The following is an 8790-nucleotide window of genomic DNA, read 5'->3' as shown; positions in this document are numbered from 1 at the left end:
TTATATGTTCTGGCACAACTCTCACAGTTGCGTATTGCTAAGGTTAACGACGGTTAGATTCACCTCTTACACAGCACCTCCACCCAAAATTTCAGAAATCGCAGATTCAGGCTTAGATGTCGTTAAAAAAAAGCGCCACGCCAAGAAGCACTCTTCAGCATGTAATGAATCTATATCGGGTATGGCATCATAAAATGCCTGCGTTTCTAACTCACCTAACTCGGCAAGTTCTGAAATCATATATAAGGGCTCGTTACCCGTTTTGAATAAATGAGGGTGAGGCTTAAAATCAATTTGGTAAGTATTTTCGCTTTGTGTTTCTGGAGTTTCTGAACTGGTTGAATCAGAGTCTTCAGAAAGACCCAAAATAACTTCAAAGCGCTTTCTAATTTCATCGGCTTCAGTTAGGTCTGGTTCTTGCTCTGCCTGTAACGCTGCCAACATGCCTCTTAAACAATCAACTGATTTCAGTAAAAGGTTTACATGTTCTGCTGTTAATGCACGTTGTCCATCTCTGATTTGATCTAACAATGTTTCTAATACATGTGTGAAATCAGAAACAGAAGTAAAGCCGAACGTGCCACTTCCTCCTTTTATAGAGTGCGCAGCACGAAAAATAGTATTGATGGTTTCCATGTCTTCATTACCCGGCAACTGCTCTTGGATGGCTTGCGTACTATGACGCTGGTTGGAATCTCACGGGCAAACAATTGACACTTCGCAGCAGGTCGATTCTAAAGCAAACATTCATTATGAAGAGGCACCGTATTCAATCCGCTTATAAAAAGCAGACAATACTTCAAAAAAGAATCGAACTCAGTCATATACAAGTAGCGCTGAAGTCTGGAGCAGGAGGTCAATTTGCGGAATGTAATTATCTGAGGGAAGATACCGTCGATCAGCTAATGGATTGGTATCAACCTGATCCGAAGAAGGTGACAGAGTAACGATATGTTACTCTGTTTTTTTGTGTGTCCTAAACACGAACATTAAAATTAAATGGTTGATTTTTGTTCGTATCCGTTATATGATGAGTCCTGTTGTGATTTCACCTTTTGAAAATAAAGGAGCGTTATGAATGAATAAATTTTTTCGATTAGAAGAGAACCAAACCAACATAAAAACAGAACTGATTGCAGGTTTTACGACCTTTCTGACGATGGTCTACATCGTAGTGGTCAACCCGGCTATCCTGTCTAATGCAGGTGTGCCGATTGATCAAGTATTCATGGCGACGATTATTGCCGCCGTTGTAGGGACTTTAATTATGGCATTTGCCGCCAACTATCCCATTGCGATTGCACCAGGGATGGGGTTGAATGCTTATTTTGTCACAGAAGTAATTCAACAGGATGTAAGTTATTCTGTTATATTCGGAGCGGTATTCCTCGCTGGAATATTGTTTGTCATTCTTAGTTTGACGCGTTTGAGAGAAATCTTGATTACGGCCATACCATCTTCCTTAAAATACGGCATCACATCTGGTATCGGGCTGTTTATCGCCTTCTTGGGCTTGCGTATGTCAGGGATTATTGTGGCTAGTGAAACGACATTAGTCACACTCGGCGATTTAACGACTCCGTCCACTGCTCTTACTGTACTCGGTCTTATTGTTACATTGATTCTTATCTCAAGGAATGTGACAGGCGGCCTCTTTATCGGAATGATCATCACCGGAATCGTGGCCTATTTTACAGGGCAGTTGCAGATCGAAGCCGTAGCATCAGTTCCCCCAGCGCCCGTTTTCTGGGACATTGATATAGCAGGGGTCGTCAGCAATGGACTTTATACTGTCATTTTTGCATTCTTACTAGTGACGATCTTCGATACGACCGGAACGATGGTCGGTGTTGCGGAACAAGCTGGCTTTATTAGAAAAGATGGAAGCCTTCCAAGAGCACGTGCTGCCTTGACAGCGGATGCCACAGCGACAACAGTAGGTGCGATGTTCGGAACGAGCCCTTCTTCTGCCTACATTGAATCATCTTCAGGTGTAGCAGCAGGTGGGCGTACAGGACTTACAACGATGGTTGTTGCTGGATTGTTCATCTTGTCTATGTTCTTCTCGCCAGTAGTCGGTGCGGTATCAGGAGTCCCGGCCATCACAGCGCCAGTGCTGATCATTGTCGGTTGCTTCATGATGGAAGGGCTGGCAAAGGTGAACTGGGGATCGTTCGATGATGCCTTTCCTGCTTTCATCACCATTTTGATCATGCCGTTAACCTCAAGTATTGCGACAGGAATTGCGTTCGGTTTTATTACGTACCCACTACTGAAATTAGTTAAAGGAAAAGGGAAAGAGGTCCACTGGATTTTATATGTATTTGCAATCATCTTTATCCTGCAGATGATATTCTTCCCTGGACACTAAACCACAGCTTCTAAGCTGTGGTTTTTTTCTTATTTCTAACAATCTTACCGTATAGTTCAGCCTTTCTTGGTGGAAGCCTAACGATAGGTGATGACTATGGGATTTATTAAACAATTATTTTTCGGAGATCATGAAAGACTGAAGGATAGGACCATTGTTGACCAAGCAAAAGAACCAGAACAGCCGAGTTCAACTAAGTTGGCGGATAATGTCGATTATCTTTTGAATGAATTTAACCGTACCAGCGACCTGAGGATTCGCATATTGGAAAAAGGTCAAGCGGCTCTCATATATTTAGAGACGCTCGTGGATCGTGAAAAAGTACATGAAGCGATATTCACCCCGATAGAATTGGGGCATGTGGATGATATCAGTAAAATTCCAAGCTCAAGGGTTACTAAGAACTTAGAAGAAGCGATAAAAGCACTATTAAAAGGATATGCAATTTATATACAAGACGGCTCGCGCCATATTTCCCAATTCAATGTGACGTCCTCGTTTAATAGAAGTACGGATGAACCGGAGAATGAGAAGATTGTCCGAGGTTCTCACGATGGGTTCATCGAAAATATCATGGTAAACATAAATTTGGTCAGAAAACGGATTGAAAATAGGGATCTAACCATCAAATACTTCAAGATTGGTAAAAAGACGAATAATAATCTGGCGCTGTTATATTTGGATGGCGTAACGGACCCGGAGTTAATTCAAGAAATAGAGCACCGTCTGAAATACATCAGTGCAGATATGATTCACAGCCCAGGGTATGTAGAGGAGTTTATTGAGGATCAGACATTCTCCCCTTTCCCGCAAATGCTTAATACAGAACGGCCGGATCGTGTAGTAGCAAACTTGATTGAAGGCAGGGTAGCGATTATGAACGAAGGGAGCCCGACAACGTTAATCGCTCCATCTACGTTCTTTTCGTTCTATCAGTCTTCCGATGACTACAACATGCGATGGTTTACAGGCACCTTCGTGCGTCTGATCCGTTTAGCGAGTTTCATTATTGCGGTCGGGCTGCCGGCTTTTTATATTGCTGTCGTTAGCTTTCATTTCGAAGTCATTCCTGATGAGCTGATCATGCCTGTCAAGCAGACAATCAATGGCATTGCCTATCCCCCGTTGATTGAGGCACTAATGATGGTTGTCATCATCGAGCTGATACGCGAAGCAGGGATAAGGCTGCCACAGCCGATCGGACAAACAATCGGGATTGTCGGAGGTCTCGTCATAGGCGATGCCGTCGTAAAAGCTGGTCTTGTATCCAACTTGATGGTTATCGTCGTTGCGTTGACCGCCATTGCCTCTTTTGTCGTACCTTCGAATGAAATGAGTACAACATTGCGACTTCTGACATTCCCATTGATTTTCTTAGCAGGAACTCTTGGGTTTATTGGCATAACATTTGGTTTTATGATGATTTTGATTCATTTGACTCGATTAGAATCATTTGGGGTCCCTTATCTCTCTCCGATATCCCCTTTAATTATTAAGGATTTGAAAGATACTTTCATTAGAGTTCCAATTTTCTTAATGAATGAACGACCAAAAGATTCTCGTGCGATCCAGCCGAAAGTAGTTGGACCATCAAGGGAGTGGAAAGAAGTTGAGCGATCAAACAACCAGCAGCAGCCAAAGCAATCCATTGAAGAAGGTAAGTCAACAGGTTCAAAAAGCGGTCCAAACGCCGACTCCTGATAAAGAACAGAAGATTTCAAGAAGACAATTTTTCTTTTTGCTAATCCAAACGCAAATAGGGGTTGGGGTGCTCTCGCTCCCTTCTGACTTGCACCAGGTCGCGAAGCAGGATGGGTGGATTTCATTAGTGATTGCTGGTTCACTACTGCCTATCATTCTCATCGTTTTGTATTTTATCGCGAAGCAGTTTCCGAATGATGACTTTTATCAAATTAACGAAAAAATTTTTACGAGATGGGGAGGCGCAGTCTTCTCTATTTTGTATATTATCTATTTTTGTATGGTAGCCAGGCTGATTATGCTGTTGTTTGGTAGGATGATCAGTTTGTGGGTGCTTCCGAACACCCCATTTTGGGTGTTAGCGTTATGTATAGCCATTGTCGGTTTGTACTTGTGCAACGGGGGGCTTCTCGTCATTGCAAGGTTTTATACCATGGTTTCCATTCTTTTAATTTTCCTGATCGTATTGATGTTTTTGAGTTTCAAAGAGGCTCATTGGATGTATTTACTACCAATTGGCGAAGCGGGTATAGGTAAGATTTTGCAAGGATCGACGGAAGCATTTATGTCATTCTTGGGTTTTTTTCTATCTATTGTGGTGTTCTCCAAGGTAGAAGGTAAGCCTCGAGAGAAAATGAAAACGATTCTTCAAGCCCATCTATTTACGTTCTTTTTCTATATGCTGACGTTGCTGATCTCGTATTCTTTCTTCAGTACGAAAGAGTTGTCGCTAGTTACGGAGCCATTATTGTATATGTTGAAATCCTTTGAGATGCCTTTCGTTGCGAGGATCGACTTGTTCTTTATTTCGGTATGGTTTGTTTCGGTGGCAACCTCCTACACAACCTATTTATACATGGCTTCCTTGGGTTTGCAGCAGATATTCCGTGCAAAGTCGATCAAGCTGTTTACTTTGATAGTCAGTATCTTGATCTTTGCATTATCCCAACCTGTGGGGCTCGATATGGAACGGTTAGAAAAATATTCAAAAATTGTTATTTACGAGGGGTACGCACTTACATTTCTGATGCCGTTCTTGCTCCTTGTTTACGTTCTGATCTATAAGCGAATTCAGCAGAAAAAGGAGCGATCCACATGACCAAACGATTACTCATCATTCTTTGCGCATTGGCTTTGCTCACTGGCTGTTGGGATGAACGCCAATTTAAGAATGTGAAACTTGTCTTGACCATGGGATTTGATGAGGGTGAGGACGGAAAGATTATAGAGACAGTCTCCATTCCAACTATCAATCGTGCTACGGAAGGTCAAGCAGAAGAGCAGGTTCAAATCTTGTCTACAGAAGCGAACACTCCGCTTGAAGCGAGAGATTTTACGGACCAATCGATCTCTGAATCGTTTGACCCAGGGAAGCTGAGAGTAGTAGTAATCGGAGAGGAGCTCGCAAAGAACAACATTTACTCAGTACTTGATGAATTTTACCGGAACCCTTCTAACAATCTTAATGCTCACTTAGCAATAGCAAAAGGAAGAGCCTCTGACGTGTTATCATACCAAAATAAAAATATTAGCGACACGCGTATTTCTGAGTATATAAGCGGGTTGCTCGAGGGGGCAGAAGCCTCGTCGCACACGACGGGGGAGAATATCCAACTGATTTGTGCGGAATTATTTGAACCAGGAGAAGATTTTTCTTTACCATTACTCGAAGTAGACGAGGAGAAACAGTTGATTAAATTTGCAGGGATGGGGCTCTTTCATGGAAATCATTATTCCGGCATAGATATCCCCGTCGGAAAAGCTACCATGTATTTGATGCTGCAGGGGTACAAAGGAAAATCGGCGCATTTAACAAAAAGGTCAGTGACAAGTTCGAAGACGAACGATATAACTACGTTACTGTCAATGTCATAAAGTATAAACGGAAAGTCGACATAAAGGCGGAGGGAGATACGGTTTCGACAGATATCAACCTCAAACTGAGAGTAAGAGTCGTCGAGTATCCTGCTGACCATTTAGAAAAGAAGAGTACTATTGATGAATTGGACAAAAAACTGTCTGAAACTCTAACGAAAGATGCAGAAGAAATAATCGGTCTGATGCAGGAAGCTAATAGTGATATCTGGGGGATTGGCAGGCAGGTGAGAGCCTATCATCCTAAGGTATATGAAAAGCTGGATTGGAAAGAAACCTTCCCCAACATGAAGATAACGCCCAAGGTAGACGTGGAAATTGTGCAAGTCCCGGAATTGTTTATGAAAAGATTCCTGTTAATGTGAAACTCATTGGAACCGTTGCCCTCGTCTTTATATTGTAGAAGAAACAAAGAACCCGGGGGATTTGTGATGGAAAGTCATTCTTTTGTAAAACTAATTTATCTAGCATGTCTGATGATCCTGTTAACGGCTTGTGGAACATCATCATCTGAAGTGCCAAGCGGATACTATGCTTTTCAAACAGGAGAAGAAGGTCGAAACAGCACTGGATGATTTGACCTTTCAACCAGAACTTCCGGACTTCATTCCAGTTCATATGGTTAGTGTACGTTTCAGATATCTACGAGAAGAATAACCAAGAGACACTGGATATTAGTTTTTACACGGAAAAGAATGATTTACTATCCGCTGACATTACAAAGGGTACTAGCGAGAAACCATTGCGATCGATCCCACAACAAGTAAAGATCGACCAGCAGCTCACGAGGAACTTATGAAGATAATCAGTTTGCGAAACGATTTGTCTTGGGAGAAGAACCGGATTGCTTACCACACACTTGCCTTTCGTAAAAGTGTGGATGCACAAACAGTAGATGAACAGAGCGTCTCCAAAGAGCACTTGCTTGAAGTGGCGCGCTCGACTTCATTCATAAATCTATATACCTCCCCTTAGGTATAGCACCTGCCGTCTGACCAACGGCAGGTGCATTTTAGTATTTACACATAATTAGTAGAAAGAAAGCCATACTACATCTGACTAACATATAAAGGAGCGAACTTACGTGAAATTTTGGATGTGGTTAGGTGTAGTCTTGTTTTCCGTTGTCTTATTTGTGCAATCACCTCAAATGATTCATGCTCAAACAACAGACACGTACACAGTAAAGAGTGGAGATACTCTTTGGAAGATCTCGAAGAAGTATCAGATCGGACTTTCTGAAATTATCAATGCAAACCCTCAGTTCTCTAATCCTGATTTGATTTATCCTGGAGATCGAGTGACGATTCCTCTGAAGCCAAACATTGAATCGGTCGAACGAGCAGGTAATTGATTTGACAAACCAAGAAAGGGCGAAACAAGGCCTTTCTCCATTGAAAGGGAATTGGCAGCTGTCTAGGGTAGCCCGTTATAAATCAAGAGACATGCGTGACAAGGGATATTTCTCCCACCAGTCTCCTACTTATGGATCTCCTTTTGAAATGATGAGAAGCTTTAATGTTTCTTATCGCAGGGCCGCAGAGAAATTTATTGCAGCAGGGCAGCGTACACCTCAAGAGGTAGTGGACGGATGGATGAACAGCCCTGAGACACAGAAAGAATATCTTAGACCCGAATTTAAGACAAATTGGTGTCGGTTATGCTAAGGGCGGCAGTTACGGACATTATTGGACCCAAATGTTTATTTCCCAATAGAAGGAATAAGGCGTCTCCAAGGAGGCGCCTTAAGTATGTAATTGCTTCTATGACGGAGGAATTGCCGATTAAGCCTTTACATATGAGTGAAAAAAAGCTATGATAATAACCGTTATATTTGATAATGATTCTCAATACCAATGGAGGTTAGACATATGAAATGGACATTACGAATACTTACGCTTGCATTCATTCTTTTTCTTGCAGCATGTGGTTCAGATGGTGATGATTCAGCCACAGGTTCAGAAGACAAAGAAGAAGGAGCTGACACAGAGGAGATCTACACGTGTCATCGAACATGAAATGGGAGAAACAGAAATTTCAGGCAAACCTGAAAAAGTAGTTGCACTGGAATTCTCATTCGTTGATAATTTGGCTTCCCTGGGTGTTTCTCCAGTTGGAATTGCCGATGATAATGATAAGGAACGCATTATTGAGCCGATCCGTGAGAACAATCGGCGATGCTGCGTCGGTCGGACTCGTAAACAGCCTTCCTTAGAAGTGATCAGTTCTTTACAACCAGATTTGATCATCGCGGATATGAAGCGTCACAAAGAGATCTACGATCAACTCTCGGAAATTGCTCCGACAATCATCCTTCCTTCTCTAGCAGCCGATTATGAAGGGATCATTGACAGCTTCGAAACGGTTTCCATGGCAATGGATATGGAAGAGAAGGGGCAGAGAAGTGCTCCAACAACATAAGGATCGAATGGAGGAACTTCGAGCGGAAGTACCAGAGGATGAAGAACGCACCGTCCTGCCTGCCGTTGTAGCAGATAGCGGGTCCTGCGCTCACAACATGGAATCTTATACTGGCTCTTTACTAGAATCGATTGGCTTGAAGAATGCCATTCAAAGTGGAGATGCACGTTATAATAAAATCAACCTTGAACAAATTGTAGAGTTCAACCCAGACGTAATGTTTCACATGAACAGTGGGGAGCAAACGGTAGTCGATGAGTGGGAAGATAATGAACTATGTCAGGATGTTTCCGCTGTGGACATGAGCGAGGTTTACCAAGTGGACCGAAACATGTGGTCTCGTTTTAGAGGATTGATCTCTTCTGAGAAGATTTTAGAAGATGCAATCGGCTATCTTTATCAATAATTGAAGTGATAAGATA

The 8790-nt window shown here is 42.4% G+C and carries 9 protein-coding genes and 3 pseudogenes; 11 read left to right on the top strand and 1 reads right to left on the bottom strand.

All coding sequences use genetic code 11. The features are described from left to right. Positions 1-87: 87 nt before the first annotated feature. Positions 88-666, bottom strand: a pseudogene (locus tag ACXAC4_RS27405) (Hpt domain-containing protein); the annotation flags it as partial. Between the two features lie 20 nt (positions 667-686). Here ACXAC4_RS27405 and ACXAC4_RS27400 point away from each other — a divergent pair. From ACXAC4_RS27400 to ACXAC4_RS27350, 11 genes and pseudogenes are all read left to right on the top strand, one after another. Next, a pseudogene (locus ACXAC4_RS27400) lies at positions 687-947 on the top strand (PH domain-containing protein); the annotation flags it as partial. 131 nt (positions 948-1078) lie between these two features. Continuing rightward, a complete protein-coding gene (locus ACXAC4_RS27395; protein ID WP_079480791.1) occupies positions 1079-2371 on the top strand; it encodes an NCS2 family permease in 1293 nt (430 codons plus the stop codon). 96 nt (positions 2372-2467) lie between these two features. Next, complete coding sequence (locus ACXAC4_RS27390) at positions 2468-4072, top strand: spore germination protein (RefSeq protein WP_475168348.1); 1605 nt, start codon at positions 2468-2470, stop codon at positions 4070-4072. Continuing rightward, positions 3981-5171 carry a GerAB/ArcD/ProY family transporter gene (locus tag ACXAC4_RS27385; RefSeq protein WP_474983931.1) on the top strand — a complete coding sequence of 397 codons (1191 nt, stop codon included), beginning with the start codon at positions 3981-3983 and terminating at the stop codon, positions 5169-5171. Before ACXAC4_RS27390 ends, ACXAC4_RS27385 begins: the two co-directional genes overlap by 92 nt. Further along, positions 5168-5947, top strand: coding sequence for a Ger(x)C family spore germination protein (locus ACXAC4_RS27380; protein WP_475168345.1), 780 nt, complete (start codon positions 5168-5170; stop codon positions 5945-5947). The genes ACXAC4_RS27385 and ACXAC4_RS27380 overlap by 4 nt, the downstream gene beginning before the upstream one ends. Continuing rightward, on the top strand, positions 5872-6312 hold the full coding sequence (locus tag ACXAC4_RS27375; protein WP_475168352.1) for a Ger(x)C family spore germination C-terminal domain-containing protein: 441 nt from the start codon (positions 5872-5874) through the stop codon (positions 6310-6312). Before ACXAC4_RS27380 ends, ACXAC4_RS27375 begins: the two co-directional genes overlap by 76 nt. Positions 6313-7031: 719 nt before the next feature. Beyond that, on the top strand, positions 7032-7301 hold the full coding sequence (gene safA / locus ACXAC4_RS27370) for a SafA/ExsA family spore coat assembly protein (protein WP_475168340.1): 270 nt from the start codon (positions 7032-7034) through the stop codon (positions 7299-7301). After that, positions 7273-7663: pseudogene (locus ACXAC4_RS27365) on the top strand (CAP domain-containing protein). The gene safA and the pseudogene ACXAC4_RS27365 overlap by 29 nt, the downstream one beginning before the upstream one ends. A 155-nt stretch (positions 7664-7818) precedes the next feature. After that, a complete protein-coding gene (locus tag ACXAC4_RS27360) occupies positions 7819-7965 on the top strand; it encodes a hypothetical protein (RefSeq protein ID WP_475168335.1) in 147 nt (48 codons plus the stop codon). A 1-nt stretch (position 7966) separates the two neighbouring features. Next, a complete protein-coding gene (locus ACXAC4_RS27355) occupies positions 7967-8368 on the top strand; it encodes an ABC transporter substrate-binding protein (protein WP_475168328.1) in 402 nt (133 codons plus the stop codon). Further along, positions 8352-8774 carry an ABC transporter substrate-binding protein gene (locus ACXAC4_RS27350; protein ID WP_475168324.1) on the top strand — a complete coding sequence of 141 codons (423 nt, stop codon included), beginning with the start codon at positions 8352-8354 and terminating at the stop codon, positions 8772-8774. Before ACXAC4_RS27355 ends, ACXAC4_RS27350 begins: the two co-directional genes overlap by 17 nt. Positions 8775-8790: the final 16 nt, after the last annotated feature.

The sequence above is a fragment of the Pseudoalteromonas sp. AWM4_233 genome (assembly GCF_056158285.1).
Note: the sequence above shows the minus strand (reverse complement) of the source record. Positions and strands in the feature narration are given on the sequence as shown.

Excerpts from the sequence above, each read along its gene's own strand:
- ACXAC4_RS27360 (WP_475168335.1), top strand. The coding sequence starts at position 7,819 with ATGAAATGGACATTACGAATACTTACGCTTGCATTCATTCTTTTTCTT.
- ACXAC4_RS27355 (WP_475168328.1), top strand. The coding sequence starts at position 7,967 with ATGGGAGAAACAGAAATTTCAGGCAAACCTGAAAAAGTAGTTGCACTG.
- ACXAC4_RS27390 (WP_475168348.1), top strand. The coding sequence starts at position 2,468 with ATGGGATTTATTAAACAATTATTTTTCGGAGATCATGAAAGACTGAAG.
- ACXAC4_RS27380 (WP_475168345.1), top strand. The coding sequence starts at position 5,168 with ATGACCAAACGATTACTCATCATTCTTTGCGCATTGGCTTTGCTCACT.
- ACXAC4_RS27395 (WP_079480791.1), top strand. The coding sequence starts at position 1,079 with ATGAATAAATTTTTTCGATTAGAAGAGAACCAAACCAACATAAAAACA.